The sequence below is a fragment of the Streptomyces sp. NBC_01498 genome (assembly GCF_036327775.1).
GTDB lineage: Bacteria > Actinomycetota > Actinomycetes > Streptomycetales > Streptomycetaceae > Streptomyces.
Genome location: NZ_CP109598.1, coordinates 7,101,132 through 7,119,858, shown reverse-complemented (window position 1 = coordinate 7,119,858; position 18,727 = coordinate 7,101,132). Strand labels below are relative to the sequence as shown.

12 protein-coding genes and 1 pseudogene are annotated in these 18,727 nt (G+C 72.1%); 8 read left to right on the top strand and 5 right to left on the bottom strand.

What is annotated here, in order from left to right:
* Positions 1-101 precede the first annotated feature (101 nt).
* Complete coding sequence (locus OG875_RS30260) at positions 102-1,409, bottom strand: PP2C family protein-serine/threonine phosphatase (protein ID WP_330177420.1); 1,308 nt, start codon at positions 1,407-1,409, stop codon at positions 102-104.
* 460 nt (positions 1,410-1,869) lie between these two features.
* Between OG875_RS30260 and OG875_RS30255 the strand changes: the two genes are divergently transcribed.
* On the top strand, positions 1,870-5,091 hold the full coding sequence (locus OG875_RS30255) for an alpha-L-rhamnosidase (protein ID WP_330177419.1): 3,222 nt from the start codon (positions 1,870-1,872) through the stop codon (positions 5,089-5,091).
* Between the two features lie 230 nt (positions 5,092-5,321).
* Here the strand turns inward: OG875_RS30255 and OG875_RS30250 are convergent, their stop codons facing one another.
* From OG875_RS30250 to OG875_RS30240, 3 genes are all read right to left on the bottom strand, one after another.
* Positions 5,322-5,948, bottom strand: coding sequence for a hypothetical protein (locus OG875_RS30250; RefSeq protein ID WP_330177418.1), 627 nt, complete (start codon positions 5,946-5,948; stop codon positions 5,322-5,324).
* A gap of 234 nt (positions 5,949-6,182) precedes the next feature.
* Positions 6,183-7,544 carry an NAD(P)/FAD-dependent oxidoreductase gene (locus OG875_RS30245; RefSeq protein WP_330177417.1) on the bottom strand — a complete coding sequence of 454 codons (1,362 nt, stop codon included), beginning with the start codon at positions 7,542-7,544 and terminating at the stop codon, positions 6,183-6,185.
* A 122-nt stretch (positions 7,545-7,666) separates the two neighbouring features.
* Positions 7,667-8,761, bottom strand: coding sequence for a LacI family DNA-binding transcriptional regulator (locus OG875_RS30240; RefSeq protein ID WP_330177416.1), 1,095 nt, complete (start codon positions 8,759-8,761; stop codon positions 7,667-7,669).
* Positions 8,762-8,902: 141 nt separating this feature from the next.
* Here OG875_RS30240 and OG875_RS30235 point away from each other — a divergent pair, with 141 nt between their 5' ends.
* From OG875_RS30235 to OG875_RS30205, 7 genes and pseudogenes are all read left to right on the top strand, one after another.
* Positions 8,903-10,201 carry an ABC transporter substrate-binding protein gene (locus tag OG875_RS30235; protein WP_330177415.1) on the top strand — a complete coding sequence of 433 codons (1,299 nt, stop codon included), beginning with the start codon at positions 8,903-8,905 and terminating at the stop codon, positions 10,199-10,201.
* A gap of 14 nt (positions 10,202-10,215) precedes the next feature.
* Entirely contained in the window at positions 10,216-11,160 is a 945-nt protein-coding gene (locus OG875_RS30230; RefSeq protein WP_330177414.1) for a carbohydrate ABC transporter permease, read from the top strand.
* Entirely contained in the window at positions 11,157-11,978 is an 822-nt protein-coding gene (locus OG875_RS30225) for a carbohydrate ABC transporter permease (RefSeq protein ID WP_330177413.1), read from the top strand. Before OG875_RS30230 ends, OG875_RS30225 begins: the two co-directional genes overlap by 4 nt.
* Positions 11,975-14,359 (top strand): annotated as a pseudogene (locus OG875_RS30220) (glycoside hydrolase family 3 N-terminal domain-containing protein); the annotation flags it as partial. The gene OG875_RS30225 and the pseudogene OG875_RS30220, both read left to right, overlap by 4 nt.
* A gap of 146 nt (positions 14,360-14,505) precedes the next feature.
* Positions 14,506-16,128, top strand: coding sequence for an alkaline phosphatase D family protein (locus OG875_RS30215; protein WP_330177412.1), 1,623 nt, complete (start codon positions 14,506-14,508; stop codon positions 16,126-16,128).
* A gap of 150 nt (positions 16,129-16,278) precedes the next feature.
* Positions 16,279-17,145 carry a helix-turn-helix domain-containing protein gene (locus OG875_RS30210; protein WP_330177411.1) on the top strand — a complete coding sequence of 289 codons (867 nt, stop codon included), beginning with the start codon at positions 16,279-16,281 and terminating at the stop codon, positions 17,143-17,145.
* Positions 17,146-17,242: 97 nt separating this feature from the next.
* Positions 17,243-17,509 (top strand): DUF6296 family protein, encoded by a 267-nt coding sequence (locus OG875_RS30205; RefSeq protein ID WP_330177410.1) that lies wholly within the window; start codon positions 17,243-17,245, stop codon positions 17,507-17,509.
* A 99-nt stretch (positions 17,510-17,608) separates the two neighbouring features.
* Here OG875_RS30205 and OG875_RS30200 read toward each other — a convergent pair whose 3' ends face one another.
* The gene (locus OG875_RS30200) at positions 17,609-18,661 is read right to left on the bottom strand and encodes an iron-containing redox enzyme family protein (RefSeq protein WP_330177409.1); all 1,053 of its coding nucleotides are present in this window, start codon (positions 18,659-18,661) and stop codon (positions 17,609-17,611) included.
* Positions 18,662-18,727: the final 66 nt, after the last annotated feature.

The window sequence follows — 18,727 nt, the reverse complement described above, 5'->3', positions numbered from 1 at the left end:
TGGGCCGGTCGCCGGGCGGGGCGGGGGCACGGCGCCGGTGGCCGGCGGGGTGGCTTCGGTGGCGGGCGGCGTCCCGGGGGGACGTCGCGTGGTCTCGGACATCAGGTGGCACCGTTCCATTCGAGGTGAAGCACGGCGACGTCGTCGGCCAGGCCACCGCCGCTCGCCGCAAGGGTCTGCGCGGACCGGATCAGCGTGTCGACGAACATGTCGGCCGGCTGGTGGGCGTGGCGCCGGGCGAGATCCAGCAGCCCGTCCTCCCCCAGCCGTTCGGAACCCGAGCCGATCCGGCCCTCGATGAGCCCGTCGGTGAACAGCATGACCGCGCCGTGCCGGTGGATCGGGACCGCGGTCACCGGCCAGGCCGCGTGACCGGGCAGCAGGCCCAGCGCCGGCCCGCCCGGCACCTCCTCCAGGTGTACACCACCGCCGGGCGAGCGGATCAGCGCTCCGGGATGACCCGCGCGCTGCACCGACATGTGGTCCTCGGCGGGCAGCCGGGTCAGACAGGTCACCGTCGCGAAGATCTCGGGCCCGGCCCGCTCGGCGACCAGTATCCGTTCGAGCAGACCGAGGAGCTGCTGCCCGCGCGCGCCCGCCAGGACGAAGGAGCGCCACGCCACCCGCAGGCACACCCCGAGCGCCGCCTCGTCGGGCCCGTGCCCGGAGACGTCGCCCACCACCGCGTGGGTCATCCCGTCGGGGGTCTGCACGACGTCGTAGAAGTCCCCGCCGAGCAGGGCCTGGGAGCGGCCGGGCTGGTAGCGGGCGCAGATGGCGACCGAGGTGTCGAGGAGCAGCGGGACGGGCAGCAGGCCGCGTTCCAGGCGGGCGTTCTCCTGGGCGCGGAGCAGGCTCGTCTGGAGGGCGGAGGCGGCGAGTTCGGTGTGCTTGCGCTGGATCGCGTAGCGGATCGCGCGGGTGAACAGGTCGGGTTCGACCCGTCCCTTGATCAGATAGTCCTGGGCGCCGGCGGCGACGGCGGCGAGGCCGGCCTGTTCCTCGGCGAGCCCGGTCAGGACGACCACGGCCGATCCCTCGGCGTGCACGAGGACCCGTTCCAGGGCCTCCAGGCCCTGGGCGTCCGGCAGATGGAGGTCGAGGAGGATGCACTGGGGGGTCTGGGTCTCCAGCGCGGTGATCGCCTCGGCGAGTGTCCCGGCCAGGCTGAGCCGCAGCGGGACGTCGCTGTCGGCGACCAGTTCCTCGACGAGCAGGGCGTCGCCCGGGTCGTCCTCGATGAGGAGCACCGTGGGCGGGCGCCCGTTCCACAGGGCGTCCGCGGCGTCGTCACCCTGTGACGCGTCCCTGCTCGCCGGGACGCGGCCCCGTGCTCCCGCGCCGGGGAACGAGGAGGTCCCCGGTCTGCCGGAGCCGGATTCGACCACGGTGTGAGGGCGGGTGCCCATGGCAGTTGTTCTCCTCTCGCCACGGGCGCGGCGGCCCGTGGGACCTCCGGGTGCGTCCGGGTTGAGACTAAAGCGATCAGTTACCCCATGACAACATTTTCCTGGATCGCACCGGGGCGACCGCGAAGGCGCCTGTGCGGCACGGTCGGCCCCGTCACCTCGCCCGGAGTACCCGGAGTGATCCTGACAGAGAAGAGGACCGTACATACAGATCGGCGACAAACTGGCTCCCGGTACTCCCCGGCGGGGTGGCCCCGCCGGGGACGGCCGCCGGGGGCCTCCGGGGCGGATTCGGCCGGCGCCGCGATCGGTGGGGACTGAAAGGGTTCAGTCCGATCGCCTCCTCGCCCGCGAATCACCTGCTTGGCAGAGCAATCGGTCCGCGATGCCTTGACGTGTCGGGAGAGCGCCCCTACGTTCCCGCGATGAATCGATTCATTTCCAAGGTACTGGGGTTGACGTGATCAGTAGACGCCGCATGCTCACCACCACGACCGCAGCCGCACTGGGCACCACCCTCGCCACGGCCACCACACCGTCCGCGCGGGCCGCCGAACCCGCCCCGGCGGGCGCCGCACCGGGACCGGGCCGGGCCGGAGCGCTCCGGGTCGGCACGCCGACCGTCGAGTACGTACGTGATCCGCTGGGCCTCGACACCACGGAACCCCGGCTGACCTGGCCCCTGGTGTCCGACACACCCGGCCAGACGCAGAGCGCGTACCAGATCCGGGTCGCGTCCGCCCCCGACCGGCTCGGCGCGCCCGACGTGTGGGACAGCGGCCGGGTCGAGTCGGACCACTCGGTGCTCGTGCCGTACGCGGGGCCCGCGCTCGCACCGCTGACGCGCTACCACTGGTCGGTGCGGGTCTGGAACGCGGCCGGCGAGGTCTCCGGCTGGAGCGGCGACGCGTGGTGGGAGACGGGGCTGATGAGCACGGCGGCCTGGTCCGCGCGGTGGATCGCGGCGCCGGCCGCGCTGGGCGGCGCCCCGAGCCTGCGCGGCGCGTCCTGGATCTGGTTCCCCGAGGGCGATCCGGCCGCCGACCTGCCGGCCGGGACGCGCTGGTTCCGCCGCGCCGTCGACATCCCGGCGGGTGTCACGGGCGCCCGGCTGGTGGTCGGCGCCGACGACGCGTACACCGTGTACGTCAACGGGACCGAGGTGGGCCGGACCGAGCCCGACGGGCCCGCCGAGAACTGGCGCCGGCCCGCCGTCGCCGACGTCACGGCCCGGCTGCGCGCGGGCGCCAACGTCGTGTCGGCGAGCGCGGTCAACGCCACCGCGAGCCCCGCCGGGTTCATCGCCGTCCTGGAGCTGACCTCGGCCGACGGCGTCACCACCGTCCCCACCGACGACACCTGGCGCAGCACGCGCCAGGAACCGTCCGGCGCCTGGCGGGAGCCGGGCTACGACGACAGCGCCTGGTCCGCCGCCGGGGAGGGACCGGCCTGGGGTTCCGGGCCGTGGGGCGCGGTGGCGCCCGCCCACTTCCCCGCGACGCAGCTGCGGCACGGCTTCCGTCTCACGGACAAGCCGATCGCACGCGCCCGGCTGTACGCGACGGCCCTCGGCCACTACGAGGCGCACCTGAACGGGCAGCGGGTCGGCAAGGATCTGTTCGCCCCCGGCTGGACCGACTACCGCACGCGCGTGCAGTACCAGACGTACGAGGTCACGGCCCTGGTCCGGCGGGGTGCCAACGCGCTGGGCGCGCATCTGGCGCTCGGCTGGTACGGCGGCAACCTGGGCATGTTCGGGCCGCACCACTACGGCGAACGGCCCGCGCTGCTGGCCCAGTTGGAGGTCACGTACCAGGACGGGACGCGGGAGCGGGTGCTGTCGGGCGACGGCTGGCGGGCCGCGGCCGGGCCCGTCGTGTCGGCCGACATGCAGGCGGGCGAGGTGTACGACGCGCGGCGGGAGACGGCGGGCTGGACCTCACCGGGCTTCGACGACACGCGGTGGCTGCCCGCCGAGCGGGTCGACGGTGTCGCGACGGAGGTCGTCGCGCAGGTGGACGGCCCGGTGCGGGTCATGAAGGAGATTCCGGCCCGGACGGTCACGCGCGTCGCGCCGGGGGTCTTCGTCTTCGACCTCGGCCAGAACATGGTCGGTTCGGTGCGGCTGCGGGTGTCGGGCGCGGCCGGGACGACGGTTCGGCTGCGGCACGCCGAGGTGCTGAACCCGGACGGCACCCTCTACACGGCCAACCTCCGCACGGCGCGCGCCACCGACACGTACACGCTCAGGGGCGGGGGCGAGGAGACGTACGAGCCGCGCTTCACGTTCCACGGTTTCCGCTACGTCGAGGTCACCGGCTTCCCCGGCACGCCCCCGGCGAGCGCGGTCACCGGCCGGGTGACGCACACCTCGGCGCCGTTCACCTTCGAGTTCGACTCCGACGTGCCGATGCTCAACCAGCTGCACCGGAACATCACCTGGGGCCAGCGCGGCAACTTCCTCTCCGTCCCGACCGACACGCCAGCCCGGGACGAACGCCTCGGCTGGACCGGTGACATCAACGTGTTCGCCCCCACGGCCGCGTACGTCATGGAGTCGGCGCGCTTCCTCACCAAGTGGCTCCAGGACCTGCGGGACGCGCAGACCGACGAGGGCGCGTTCACCCATGTCGCCCCCGACATCGGCAATGTCGGCGGCGGCGCGGCGGGCTGGGGCGACGCCGGGGTCACGGTGCCCTGGGCGCTGTACCAGGCGTACGGGGACGAGCGGATCCTCGACGTGTCGTGGGACTCGGCGGTCAGGTGGCTGGAGTACCTGACGGCGCACAGCGACGGCCTCCTGCGGCCGGCGGACGGGTTCGGCGACTGGCTCAACATCGAGGACGAGACACCGAAGGACGTGATCGGCACCGCGTACTTCGCGCACGCCGCCGATCTCACCGCGCGGGCGGCGCGGGTGCTGGGCAGGGACCCGGGGCCGTACGACACCCTGTTCGGCCGGGTCCGCGACGCCTTCCGGGCGGCGTACGTGGGCGCGGACGGGCGGGTGAAGGGCGACACGCAGACGGCCTACGTGCTGGCGCTGTCCATGGATCTGCTGCCCGAGGACGTCCGGGGGCGGGCCGCCGACCGGCTGGTGGCGCTGATCGAGTCGAAGGACTGGCACCTGTCGACGGGCTTCCTCGGCACGCCCCGGCTGCTGCCGGTGCTCACCGCCGCCGGCCGCACGGATGTCGCGTACCGGCTGCTGCACCGGCGCACCTTCCCCGGCTGGGGGTACCAGATCGAGAGCGGGGCGACCACGATGTGGGAGCGCTGGGACTCGATCCGGCCGGACGGCGGTTTCCAGGACGCCGGGATGAACTCCTTCAACCACTACGCCTACGGGTCGGTAGGCGAGTGGATGTACGCCAACATCGCGGGCATCGCGCCGGGCCGGGCCGGGTTCAAGGAGATCGTCATCAGGCCCCGGCCCGGTGGCGAGGTGAAGCGGGCCGGGGGCCGGTACGCCTCGCTGTACGGGCCGGTGACCACACGCTGGGAGTCGGGGCCGGGCGGGTTCGACCTGGAGTGCGAGGTGCCGCCCAACACCACGGCCGAGGTGTGGGTGCCCGCGCGGAGGACGGGCGATGTCAGGCACACCGGGGCGGCGTTCCTGCGGAGGGAGGACGGCTGCGCGGTGTACGCGGTGGGGTCGGGGCGCCACCGGTTCACGAGCTGACCGGTACAGCACCTGGCCGGCCGGTGAACCGGGCGGTTCACCAACTGCCTTGATTCACCAGCCGGTCGGGACGGAAGCCGCCTCAGCTGAAGCCGCCGGGCCGAGGCGACCGGGCGGAAGCGGGCCGGGTACGGGAGGTGCTCCCGTACCCGGCCGGCCCGGTGCGCGTACGCCCGCCGCCGCGGTGCGCCTGCCCGGTGGTCCCGTGCGTGCCTCGCCGACGGGACGGGTCAGCCCCCGAGCAGCGGCGGCAGTCCGAGGAGACCGCCGAGGAGGCCGTCGACCGGATTGCCGTTGCCCGTCGGCTCGTCGGCCGGTGGGGCGGTCTCCTCCCCCGGCTGCTCGGGCGGTGTTCCGGCCTCGCCGCCCGCCGAGCCGTCCGCGGGCGGGGTCGCGCCCGGAGCCGGCCGGGTGGGAGCGGTGTCCGTGCCGGTGTCCGGCTCCGTCTGCTGCCCGCCGGCGGGCGTACCCGCCCCGCCCGCCGGGGTCTTGCCCGGCGCGACGGCGTCGACGACGTCGATGCCCCCGTCGCCCCCGTCCCGGCCGGCCGCTTCGGCGGGATCCGCCGTCGCCGACGGCGGGACGACGCCCTCCACCCAGCCCCAGTCCGAGGGCAGGGTCCCGTTGGGAATGGTCGGCTCCCAGCTGGGCTGCGCGGGCTCGGCCTCGTCTCCCTCGACCTCGACGGCCTCTGCCACCCGGTCCGCCAGCCCCGGTATCCGCAGGAACGGCGCGCTGGAGTCGCCTCCGACCAGCGAGGCGGCCACGGTCGTCGCGTAACAGGCGCAGACGACGGTGACCGCCCAGCCGAACCGCCGGAACGTCCGGCTCCGGCGTCCGGTGCTGTCGACGAACACCGAGCGGCTCTCCCCGCCGCCCGGCCCCGGCCCGTACCCGGGCGCCGCCTCCGTCGTGAGGCCGGCCGCGCTGTCGGGTCTCGTTTCGCGTGCGCTGTCTCCGTGTGCGTTCACTGACTCCGCATCCCCCTGGTCTCCTGTCCGAAAGTTGTTCGATTCACCCGTTCGGACAGGTCTTCGGAGCCGGCGGCACGACGGATTGGTCGGACTATCCGATGGGCCGAATCTGGTCGGTCACCCGCGCGCGGTCAGCGAGGCGGTGTGCTCCCGCACCTGTTCCGGCGTCAGATAGACGTCCGTGAACTCGAAGTCGTGCAGCGAGGCGGGCTTCTGCGCCTGGAACCCGGTCCGGACGAAGTCGTCCCCGGCCACCGCGTTCAGCACCCAGTTGGTCAGCACCCGCGCCTTGGCCACATTGGTCCGCAGCGCCGACCAGTGGTAGCCGCGTGCGACGGCCTGGGCGGGCAGCCCGCGCAGTTCGATCCCCATCGGCTTGGAGACCGCGTCCCGGCCGCCGAGGTCCACGACGAGGCCCAGGTCCTTGTGTTCGTACGGCCGCAGGGGCTGGTTCCGTACCGTGGCGATGACGTTGTCGGCGGCCGTACGTCCCTGGCGCAGGGCGTGCTGGGCGGTCGGCGGGCAGATCGCGTCGCCGCCCTTCACCAGATCCGGCACCGCCCCCGCGTCCCCGAGCGCGAAGACACCGTCGAGTCCGGGGACCCGCAGCTCGGTCGAGACCGCGAGCCGGCCGTGCACCGTCTCGGCGCCGAGCGTGCGCACCAGCGGGCTCGCCACCACGCCCGCCGTCCAGATGAGCGTGCGGCAGGGCAGCACCCGCCCGTCGGTGAGGGTCACCTCCTCGGGCCCGGCCTTGGCGACCGACACCCCCAGCGACACCTCGATACCGCGTTCGCGGAGGATGCCGAGGGCGGTGGCCCCGAGCTTGTCGCCGAGTTCCGGCATGAGCTTGGGCGCGATGTCGACGAGATGCCACTTGATCTGCCGGGGGTCCAGCCGCGGATAGCGCCGTACGGCGTGGCTGGTGACCCGCTGGAGACAGGCGGCCGTCTCGGTGCCCGCGTAGCCGCCGCCGACCACCACGAACTGGAGGCGCGCCTCGCGTTCCTTCTCGTCCTGGCTGGCGTCGGCGAGGTCGAGTTGCGCGATGACGTGGTCGCGTACGTAGGCGGCCTCGGCGAGGGTCTTCATGCCACGCGCGTTCTCCACGAGACCGGGGATGTCGAAGGTGCGCGTGATGCTTCCGGGGGCCAGCACGATCTGGTCGTAGGGCTGGTCGACGATCTCGCCGGTGATCTTCCGGATCACACAGATCTTCGCCTGCGGATCCACTCCGATGGCCCCGCCGGGGATGATCCGCGTGCGGTGTTTCCTGCTGCGGCGCAGTGAGACCGCGACCGACTGCGGGGTGAGCACGCCGGAGGCCACCTGGGGCAGCAGCGGCAGATAGAGCTGGTAGGAGAAGGGGGTGACCAGCGAGATCTCCGCCTCGTCGGGCCCCAGTTTCCGCTCCAGGCGGCGCACGCACGCCACCCCCGCGAAGCCTGCGCCCACTACCAGAATCCTCGATCGTGCCACGGTGTCCGTCCCTTCCCGATGGTGCTGGGTCGCCCTTCACCTTCCCCGGCACGCGGCTCTCTCACGGGCGGACGTCCTCGGTCGAGGATTCACACCCGTGCCCGCTTCGCTCCCCGCGCGGTTCAGTCCCTGCCGGGCTTCACCACGGCGGTGCTGTTCCTGACGACCAGACGGGTGGCGAACTCGATCCGGGTGTCGGCCTGGTCGGCCCGCTCCGCCGGCTCCGGCCTCCCGGCGCGGTCGGCCCTGTCCGTACGGGGCCCGCCTCCCTGGTACGCGCGCCGCAGCCGCAGCAGCATCCGGGCGGCCTCCTCGGCCATCTCCACCAGCGGCTGGTTCACCGTGGTCAGCGCGGGGCTCGACCACTGGGCGAGCGGGATGTCGTCGTACCCGACCACGGACAGGTCCTCAGGCACCGCGACCCCGAGCACCCGCGCCGCCTCCAGCACGCCGAGCGCCTGGAGGTCGCTCCCGGCGAAGATCGCGGTCGGCCGCTCGTGGAGGGCGAGCAGCTCCATGGCGTGGTCGTACCCGGCCTGGACGTGGAAGTCGCCGAACCGCACCAGACGGGGGTCGACCTCGACCCCGGCCATCGCCATGGCGGAGCGGAATCCGTCGAGGCGGGCCAGGGAGCACAGCATGTCCTCGGGGCCGGTGACGACGGCGATGGCGCGGTGGCCGAGGTCCAGCAGATGGCGGGTGGCGGCGAGCCCGCCGGCCCAGTTGGCCGAGCCCACGGACGGTACGTCGGGCTCCGGGTCACCGGCCGGGTCGATGATCACGAACGGGATGGCCCGTGACCACAGCTTCTTCTTGAGCTCGTCGGGGAGGGTGGAGAACACCAGCACCACACCGAGCGGGCGGCGCCGCAGGACGCCCTCCACCCAGTCGACGCCCGGTGAGTGCCGGGTCCCGGTCTCGGTGAGGACGACGCTGACGCCCGCGCTCTTGGCGACGTTCTGCATGCCCCGGATCAGCTCCATCGACCAGGCGCTGTCCAGTTCGTGGAAGACGATCTCGATGAGCGGCGCCTCGGGGAGGGACGCCGAGGAGCGCCGGTAGCCGTGTGTCTCCAGCAGCTCCTCGACCTTGACGCGCGTCGGGGCGGACACATCCGGGCGCCCGTTCAGCACCTTCGAAACTGTCGAAAGGGAAACGCCCGCCTGGGAGGCCACCTGAGCGAGGGTGACCCGCCCCGTACTCCTGTCATCTCGCATGCGCCGAGGATAAAGCACGGCCTTGTGTAACGGTTTCGCCGAGTGCTGACCGCGTGGTTGACCGGTCTCGGGGCGGACTCTACGGTCGCACTCCAACAGAGACTTTCGGGAAGATTACCGATACTTTCGAGAGGTCGACCGATGAAGACACGCGTACGGTTCCGTCGGGCCGTCGCAGGCGGCGCGGCACTGGCTCTGAGTCTGGGCCTGGCGGCCTGCGGTGGCGGCGGTTCCTCCGGCAGCGCGGACGAGTTCCACGTACTCGTCTACGGCGACGCGGCGAACCGGGCCGAGAAGGCGATCGTCGCCACGTTCAACAAGACCTCCGAGGTCAAGGCCGTACTGGACACGGTGCCGGGCGCCGACTACCAGCAGAAGCTCCAGACGGTCATCAACACCCCGCAGGCGCCCGACGTGTTCTTCAACTGGGGCGGCGGCAGCATCCAGCCCTTCGTCGAGGCGGATCTGCTACTGCCGCTGGACGACATGATCAAGAAGGACCCGGGGCTGAAGGACAACTTCCTGCCGTCGGTCTTCGAGACGGCGCGGGTCGACGGGGCGTCGTACGGCGTGCCGATGCGCGGCACGCAGCCGGTGCTGCTGTTCCACAACAAGAAGGTGCTGGCCGACGCCGGCGTCGAGGCGCCGCGCACCTGGGACGACCTGCTGGCCGCCGTGAAGGCCCTGAAGGCCGAGGGCGTCACGCCCATCGCGCTCGGCGGCGGCGACAAGTGGACCACGATGATGTGGTTCGAGTACCTGTACGACCGCGTCGCGGGCCCCGACCTGTTCAAGAAGGCGCTGGCCGGTGAGAAGGAGGTCTGGGACAGCGCCGACAGCAGGAAGGCGCTCGGCATGCTGAGGCAGCTCATCGACGCGGGCGCCTTCGGCACCAACTACGACTCGGTCAAGTTCACCGACGGCGGCTCCCCCGCCCTGCTGGCGAGCGGCAAGGCCGGTTTCGAACTGATGGGTTCGTGGGCCTACTCCACCCAGCAGGAGGCCGATCCCGACTTCGCCGCGAAGGAGCTCGGTTACGGCACCTTCCCGAGCGTCGAGGGCGGCAAGGGCGACGCGGCCAACCTCGTCGGCAACACCAACAACTTCTATTCGGTCCGCAGGTCGACGGAGCACGCCGACGCGATAGCCGAGTTCCTGAAGCTGATGTACTCCGACGCGTTCGTCGAGGCGCAGTTGTCCCTGGGCAATCTGCCGACCACCACGAACACCGTGAAGTTCCTGGACTCCGCCGACAACCCGGAGTATCTGACGTACCAGTACGACCTGGTGGACAAGGCTCCCGCGTTCCAGCTCTCGTGGGACCAGGCGTACCCGCCGAAGAACATGACACCGATCTACGTGGCGGTCCAGCAGTTCTTCAACGGGCAGCTCGACCCGGACGGGTTCGTCAAGGCCATGCAAGCCCTCACCACCGTCTGAGAGTTGGCCTCCCCATGGTTTCCCTCTCCGCTCCGGTGAAGGACGGGCGCCGGGCCGCCAAGGCCGGCGTCCCGGCGTCCCGCGGTCGCGGGACCGCCCGGCCCGGTCTCGGCTGGGCGCTGCCCGCCGTCGTGTTCTTCGCGCTGTTCGCCGTCGTGCCGCTGGTCCTGGTGGCCGTCCTGTCCTTCACCACCTGGTCGGGGCTGGGCTCACCGGAGTTCGCCGGCGCCGACAACTGGGTCGCGCTGTTCCACGATCCGGTGATGATCAAGAGCCTGTGGCTGAGTGTGCTGCTGACCGCGCTGGGCGTACTGGTCCAGACCCCGCTGAGCATTCTGCTGGGGGTGTGGGCGGCGGGCCCGCAGCGCAACAGGGCGGTGCTGTCGGCCGTCTTCTTCGTCCCGCTGCTGCTGTCGGCCACCGCCGTTTCGGTGCTGTGGCGGGCCCTGCTGGACCCGAACTTCGGGGTTCCCTCGCAGGCCGCGTGGCTGTTCGGGGACGGCAACCTCCTCGGCAGCCGTACGGGCGCCGTCGCCGTACTGGTCCTGGTGAGCACCTGGCAGTTCACACCGCTGCACGCCCTGATCCACCAGGGCGCGGCCCGCGCGATCCCGGTGGTGCTCTACCAGGCGGCGGAGATCGACGGGGCGGGGCGGGTGCGGCGGTTCTTCCACATCACGCTGCCGCAGCTGCGCAACTCGATCATCACGTCGGTGATCCTCATGGTGGTCGGCGGGCTCACCACCTTCGACACGGTGCTGATCCTCACCCAGGGCGGGCCGGGCACCGACACCACCATCAGCGCCTACTACATGTACCAGAAGGCGTTCAAGGGCTTCGAGTTCGGCGCGGGCGCGGCCATCGCGCTGCTGCTGGTCGTGGTGGCGACCGCCGTGTCGCTGGTCGTGGTGCGGGTCTCGGGCTTCGACCGGATGGCCGGGACCAAGGAGGGCATATGAGGCGCCGCCGCCCCAACTACCTGGCGGGCGCGGGTGTCACGCTGTGGCTGTTCGTGGTCGCGCTGCCGCTGTACGTCCTGCTCGGCGCCGGTGTGCGCTCGCGCGCGGACTACGGCGCGGGCGGACCGCTGGGCCTCCCGGAACAGGTCACCTTCGCCAACTACGCGGACAGCTTCTCCAACGGTTTCGGCCGGTACTTCGTCAACACCCTGATCGTGACGGCCAGTGTGGTCGCGATCGTGGTGGTCCTCGTACCGCCGCTGGCGTTCGCGATCGTCCGCAACCGGAGCCGGGCCACGTCCGGTGTGTTCCGGCTCTTCCTGCTGGGGCTGGCGATCCCCGCGCAGGCGGTGATCGTGCCGATGTTCTACGTCATCAGCCGGGCGGGGCTCTACGACCACCTGATCGGGGTCATCCTGCCGACGGCCGCGTTCTGCATGCCGGTCTGTGTGCTGATCCTGACCGGCAGCATGCGGGACATCACCGACGATCTCTTCGAGGCGATGGCCATCGACGGGGCGGACACCCGGCGCGTCTTCTTCCGGCTCGTCGTCCCGCTGTCGCGGAGCGGGCTGTCCACGGTCGTGGTGTTCGCCGCGCTCCAGGCGTGGAACGGATTCCTCTTCCCGCTCGTGCTCACCCAGTCCGAGGAGACCAAGGTGATCACCCTCGGTCTCTACAACTTCCAGACCCAGTACGGCGTCGACATCCCCGGTCTGCTGGCCGCCGTGGTGCTGTCCACCGTTCCTGTCCTGCTCGTCTACCTGTTCGCCCGCCGGGCCCTGGTCCAGGGGCTGATGGGTGTGGGAGGAAAGTGACCGCCGACGTGACCACCGACGCGACCGCCCCCGACGACACCACCGACGGCCCCCCGGACGGGGCCGTCTCCGGTGACTCGCTCCCGGCCGCCCGCGCCGCCCGGGTCGAGGAACTGATCGCCGCCATGACACCGGAGGAGAAACTGGCGCAGCTGTACGGACTGTGGGCGGGCGCCTCCGCCGACGGCGCCGAAGTCGCCCCGCACCAGCACGACATGGACGAGCCGCCGACGCTGGACGAGTTGCTTCCGTACGGACTCGGCCAGCTCACCCGCCCGTTCGGCACCGTCCCCGTCGATCCCGCCCTGGGCGCGCTCTCCTTGATGCGTACACAGGAACGGATCGTCGCGGGAAACCGGTTCGGCATCCCGGCGATGGCGCACGACGAGTGCCTGGCGGGCTTCGCCGCCTGGGGCGCCACCACCTATCCGGTCCCGCTGTGCTGGGGCGCGTCCTTCGATCCCGCTCTGGTGCGCACGATGGCGGCGGCGATCGGGGCCGACATGCGGTCCGTGGGCGTTCACCAGGGGCTGGCCCCCGTGCTGGACGTGGTGCGCGACGCACGGTGGGGCCGGGTCGAGGAGACGATCGGTGAGGACCCGTATCTGGTCGGCACCCTCGCCACCGCGTACGTCCAGGGGCTGGAGTCCACGGGGCTGGTCGCCACCCTGAAGCACTTCGCGGGCTACTCGGCCTCCCGGGCCGGGCGCAATCTGGCCCCGGTGAGCATGGGGACCCGGGAGCGGGCCGACGTGATGCTCCCGCCGTTCGAGATGGCGGTCAGGGAAAGCGGCGCCCGGTCGGTGATGCACGCGTACACCGACACCGACGGCGTCCCCTCCGCCGCCGACGAGGAGTTGCTGACCGGTCTGCTCCGGGACACCTGGGGTTTTCGAGGGACCGTCGTGGCCGACTACTTCGGCATCGCGTTCCTCAAGTCCCTGCACGGGGTGGCCGGTGACTGGGGCGGGGCCGCCGCGTTGGCGCTGACCGCCGGTGTGGACGTCGAGCTGCCCACCGTCAAGACGTTCGGGGAGCCGCTGCGGAACGCGCTCGCCGCCGGCGAGCTGGGTCCGGCGCCGGTCGACCGGGCGCTGCGCCGGGTACTGACGCAGAAGGCACAGCTCGGTCTCCTCGATCCCGGCTGGAGCCCGCTGCCCGCCGCGCTGGCCGGCGCGGATCTGGGCGCACCGGGGCGGCTGCGGGACACCGTGAGCCTGGACAGCGACGCGCACCGGGACATCTCCCGCCGTCTCGCGGAGCGTTCGGTGATCCTGCTGTCGAACGACGGGGTGCTGCCGCTGGAGCGGCCCGCCCGGATCGCGGTGGTGGGACCCCAGGCCGATTCGCCGACGGCGCTCCTCGGCTGCTACTCGTTCCCCGTCCATGTCGGGTCCCAGCACCCGGACGTCCCGGCCGGGGTGCCGCTGCCCACTCTGCTCCAGGGGCTCATGTCGGAGTTCCCCGGGTGCGAGATCGTCACGGCGGAGGGCTGCGGCGTCGACACGCCGGTCACCGACGGGTTCGCCGCCGCGCTGCGGGCGGTGCGCGGGGCCGATGTGATCGTCGCCGCGCTCGGTGACCGGGCGGGTCTCTTCGGGCGCGGGACGAGCGGCGAGGGGTGCGACGCGGAGTCGCTGGCCCTGCCGGGAGCCCAGCAGCAGCTGCTCGACACGCTGCTGGACACCGGCACGCCGGTGGTGGTCACGCTGCTCGCGGGACGCCCGTACGCGCTGGGCGAGCGGGCCGTCGACGGCGCGGCGGCAATCGTGCAGGCGTTCTTCCCGGGGCAGGAGGGCGCGCGGGCGGTCGCGGGGGTGCTGAGCGGGCGGGTCGGGCCCTCGGGGCGGCTGCCGGTGAGCGTGCCCCGGCGGCCGGGCGGCCAGCCGTCCACGTATCTGGCGGCGCGGCTGGCACGGGCCGGCGACTCGTCGAACATCGATCCGACACCGGCGTTCGGGTTCGGGCACGGGCTGACGTACACCTCGTTCGTCTGGTCCGGGCTGACGGCCGAAGGCGCGGCGCCGACCGACGGTGAGCTGCGGCTGTCGTTCTCGGTGCGCAACAGCGGCGGACGGCCGGGTACCGAGGTGGTGCAGCTGTATCTGCACGACCCGGTCGCCTCGGTGGTCCAGCCGGTGCAGCGGCTGGTGGGCTATCTGCGGGTGCCGCTGGAGCCGGGCGAGTCCGCCCGGATCAGCGCCGTCGTCCCGGCCGATCTGGCCTCCTTCACGGGGCGGGACGGGCGCCGTGTCGTGGAGCCCGGCGCGCTGGAACTGCGGCTCGCCGCGTCCAGCACCGACACCCGGCTCACCGCGCGGGCGGTCCTGACCGGCGCCGTACGGGAGGTGGACCACACCCGCGCGCTGCACGCCCTGATCCGGCGGGAGGATCACACCGGTCACACAGGTCGGGCGAGTCACGAAGGTCACGCGGACCGGACCCGTAACCCGGATCCCGCGGATCACTCGGATCACTCCGATGCGGCGTCAGAGACCATATGAAAAAGGGCATATGACTCTCCACCATGGGAAATCATCTGCCGGAATTCCGCGCCGCCGCCCGCCTTCTCGACCGCCGCCGCTTCCTGACCCGCGCCGGAGCGGCGGCGGTGCTCGCCTTCTCGGCGAACCTGCCGGCCGCCGGCGCGGCGACCGCCCGCCGGCTCGACCCGCGTGAGATCACCGAGGACCCGTTCACCCTGGGCGTCGCCTCGGGCGACCCGCTCCCCGCCACGGCGCTGATCTGGACCCGGCTGGCCCCGGAGCCGTACACGGCGGACAGCGGGCTGCCCGCCGGGCGGATCGAGGTGGAGTGGGAGGTCGCCCACGACGAGCGGTTCGCCCGGGTCGTCGCGCGCGGCACCGCGATCGCGCATCCCGAGTACCACCACAGCGTGCGCGTGGAGGTGCCGGGGCTGTCCGCCGGCCGTTTCTACTTCTACCGCTTCCGGGCCGGCGCCTGGATCAGCCCGGTCGGCCGCACCCGTACCGCCCCCGCCGCCGGGGCCCCGGCGGGCCGGCTCAGGTTCGCGACACTGTCCTGCCAGGCGTACTACCACGGCTACTTCACCGCCTATCGGCATCTCGCGGCCGAGGACCTCGATGTCGTCGTCCACCTCGGCGACTATCTGTACGAGTACCCGGTGGCGGCCGACGGCGGCTCACGGAAGTACACCGACCGTGTCCTGCCCGCGCACTACAACTCCGAGACGCTGACGCTGGAGGACTACCGGCTGCGGTACGGGCTGTACAAGTCGGACCCGGACCTGATGGCCGCGCACGCCGCGCACCCCTTCGTCGTCACGTGGGACGACCACGAGACCGAGAACAACTACGCGGACGAGACACCCGAGAACGACGTGCCGCCCGAGGAGTTCCTGCTGCGCCGGGCCGCCGCCTACCGCGCGTACTGGGAGAACCAGCCGCTGCGCGCCCCCCAGCGGCCCGAAGGACCCGACATGCGGCTCTACCGGCGCCTGCACTTCGGCCGCCTCGCCCAGTTCGACATCCTCGACACCCGCCAGTACCGCTCCAACCAGGTGCAGGGCGCCAACTGGCAGGTCCCCGGACCGGAGTCGAAGGACCCGGCGCGCACGATGACCGGCGCCACGCAGGAACGCTGGCTCCTCGACGGCTGGAAGGACTCGGACGCCACCTGGAACCTGCTGGCCCAGCAGGTCACGTTCGCCCAGCGGCGCGATGTGCCCCGCCCCGACTTCAAGCTGTCGATGGACGCGTGGGACGGGTACACCGCCTCCCGGCAGCGCGTCCTGGACGGCGCGGAGACGGCGGGGGTCGACAACCTGATGGTGCTCACCGGTGACGTGCACGTCGGCTACGGCTTCGACCTGAAGAAGGACTTCGACGATCCCGGTTCGGCCACCGTGGGGACGGAGATCGCCACGACCTCGGTCAGCAGCGACCGCGACGGCGCGGAGCGGCCCGCCAACTGGTCCAACCTCACCTCCGCCAACCCGCACATGAAGTACTACAACGGGCGCCGGGGATATACCACGTTCGCGCTCACACCCGACCGGGCCACGGTCACCTTCAACACGCTGACGGCGGTGACGACACCGGGCTCCGCGCTCACCCGCGCGGCGTCGTTCGTGACGGAGGCCGGCGCTCCGGGGCTGACACCCGCCTGACCGGCGCGGCGCCGGCCCGGCCCGAGCGGTGGACTGGACCTTTGAACCGGGCCGGCGACTTGTGCGCAGGAGATCAACAGGTCTGCCCTTCGGGGGAGTTGCTGTGGCAGACTGTCGGAACATGGCTGATGTGGGGCTCGGGGGTACGGGATGAGCGAGCCACGGTCGGCTCCGACGATCGGTCAGATCGTCCTCAGCAGACAGTTGTTGGCCCTGCGCGACCAGGCGGGACTCAGCCGGGAACAGGCCGGCCGGCTGCTGCGGGTCACGTCCGCCACCATCCGGCGGATGGAGATGGCGGAGGTGGGGCTCAAAGTCCCCTATCTTCAGATCCTGTTGCCCGCGTACGGCGTGCCGCACGACGAGGTCGAGGTATTCCTGCGGCTGGCCGACGAGGCGAACAGGCCCGGCTGGTGGCAGCGGTTCCACGATGTGCTGCCCGACTGGTTCAGCGGTTACGTCAGCCTCGAAGAGGCCGCGACGACCATACGGTGCTACGAGCCGCACTTCGTGCCGGGTCTGCTCCAGACCGAGGCGTACGCGCGGCACGTGCTGACCGCCGGCGCCCTCGGACAGCAGCTCAACAAACCGGACCGGGTCGAACGCCAGGTGGCGCTGCGGCTGGAGCGGCAGGCGCTGCTGACCCGCGCCGACGCGCCCGTCTTCTGGGCGGTCCTGGACGAGACGGTGCTGCGCCGGTTCGTCGGCTCGCGGGACGTGATGCGGGCACAGGTCGACCGGCTGCTGGAGGTGTCCGAGCTGCCGAACGTGACGCTCCAGATCGCCGAGTTCGCGGCCGGTCACCATCCCGGCACGTACAGCCCCTTCGTCCTGTTCCGCTTCGGCGTCCCCGAGGTCCCGGACATGGTCTACATCGAGTATCTGACCGGGGCGCTGTATCTCGACGAGGACAGCGAGGTCTCCGAGCACATGGAGGCCATGGACCGGATGGTGGCCCACGCGGAGTCGGCGCGGCGTACGAAGGAACTGCTGGCCGACTTCCGTGACGCGCTGTGACCGCCTGACGCGTGACGGCGCGGCCGTGGGCGCCGGAGGCGGGGATCGGCCGACGGGGTGACGATGGTGGTGGCGTCCATCGCGGGAGGAGGCTCCCATGGCATACCCGGAACGCTACGAGCTGGTGTTCGAAGAACCCGCTCCGGCGGACCCGACCGACCCCGCTCCACGGGAAGGCGTGGAACGGGACGCGGTGACGGTCCGGCGAACGGCCAGGGCCGGGGCGGGCGGATTTCCCGTCTACGAGGACGAGACCGGGATCGTACGCGCGGAGATCAGCGACCGGGGCGAGGTGCGGATGCTGGCCAGCGGAGGCCAGCAGGCACCCACGGCGCCGGTGCGGGCACGCTCGCTCGGTTCATGAACGGACGGACGGCCGCCGTCACCGCGCGTCGCGGCGACCCTTCACCGTGACGTGACGTGACGTGCGGGGCCTGGGGACTCCCGGTACGCCGGAGACGGCTCACCGGGACGAACGGAGCCCGGACAGTCCGTCCCGCCAGGCGGTGAGCAGTCTCTCGGCCAGGCGCGCGTCCAGCACCCCGGTGGCGTCCACCCCGAACGCCACGTCGGTCTCCAGCCACGGCTCGTCGTCCAGCAGCCCGCCGACCACCTCACGGCGCACGAGAGCCGGATCGGCGGTGAGGTGACCGGCGGGGTCGTGCGTCCCCTCGCCGGAGGGCGTGTCGTCGGGCGCGTACGCGCCGTAGAACCGTACGGCGGCCCCGCCCGCCCCCGCGCCCCGCATCGCCTCCGCGAGCCGGCGGGCCGCCGGGACGGACACCGCCTCGACCGCGGCGCGATGGCCCACCAGCGCGCCGCGCAGCGCGCGGTGCAGCCCGAACATCGACATCAGGTTGACGCTCGCCAGCATCTCGCCGGTCGTCACCTCGACATAGCGGCCGTACGCGGCGTCCAGACCGAGGTCCGTCATGAGATCCGCGTACAGCCGCGAGCGGCTCCGCCCGGCGTGGCCCGCGCCGAACTCGGCGAACTCCACGGCGGCCATCGCCGCCTTCGCCCGCCCCCGGAGCCGGGGAATCACCCAGGCGTACGGATCGGCCTCCTTGAGATGCTGGACGGAGCGCTGGGCGGCGTACTCGCGCAGGTGCCACAGCTCGCCCTCGTCCCTGAGGTAGTGCGACACGCTCGTCCCGTCCGGCGGTTCGACCAGGAGGTCGGCGAGCGCCTCGTCGACGTCGGCGCGCCGTTTGGTGTCGGCGCGCAGCGCGTCGAGGAAGTGGCGTTCGAGAGTGGCGCGGAAGGCGAGCAGGGCCGGGTCCCACTCCCAGGCGGGATCGACTCCGCAGAAGCCGCGGTAGTGCAGTTCGTAGCAGAGGTAGAGCGCGAGGTGCAGGTCCTCGCCGTAGGGGGCGGCGTCGTCGGCCGCCGTGCGCGCCGGAAGGGGGGTCCCGGAACCGGGGCGGCCCCGCAGGGCGCGGACGACCCCGTAGCTGAGGTCGCCACGGCCCGTCGGCAGCGTGGGGCCGGTCGGCCGGACGTCGGCGTTCTCCACTGACTTCACTCCTTGACCTGATCGGACTGATCAGCGTGCTCGGTCCGATCATTCTCACCGCTTCGA

Bases quoted from the DNA above. Each gene is read 5' to 3' on its own strand.
- OG875_RS30210 (WP_330177411.1), top strand. From the start codon at position 16,279: ATGAGCGAGCCACGGTCGGCTCCGACGATCGGTCAGATCGTCCTCAGC.
- OG875_RS30225 (WP_330177413.1), top strand. From the start codon at position 11,157: ATGAGGCGCCGCCGCCCCAACTACCTGGCGGGCGCGGGTGTCACGCTG.
- OG875_RS30215 (WP_330177412.1), top strand. From the start codon at position 14,506: ATGGGAAATCATCTGCCGGAATTCCGCGCCGCCGCCCGCCTTCTCGAC.
- OG875_RS30205 (WP_330177410.1), top strand. From the start codon at position 17,243: ATGGCATACCCGGAACGCTACGAGCTGGTGTTCGAAGAACCCGCTCCG.
- OG875_RS30230 (WP_330177414.1), top strand. From the start codon at position 10,216: ATGGTTTCCCTCTCCGCTCCGGTGAAGGACGGGCGCCGGGCCGCCAAG.
- OG875_RS30235 (WP_330177415.1), top strand. From the start codon at position 8,903: ATGAAGACACGCGTACGGTTCCGTCGGGCCGTCGCAGGCGGCGCGGCA.
- OG875_RS30260 (WP_330177420.1), bottom strand. From the start codon at position 1,409: ATGGGCACCCGCCCTCACACCGTGGTCGAATCCGGCTCCGGCAGACCG.
- OG875_RS30240 (WP_330177416.1), bottom strand. From the start codon at position 8,761: ATGCGAGATGACAGGAGTACGGGGCGGGTCACCCTCGCTCAGGTGGCC.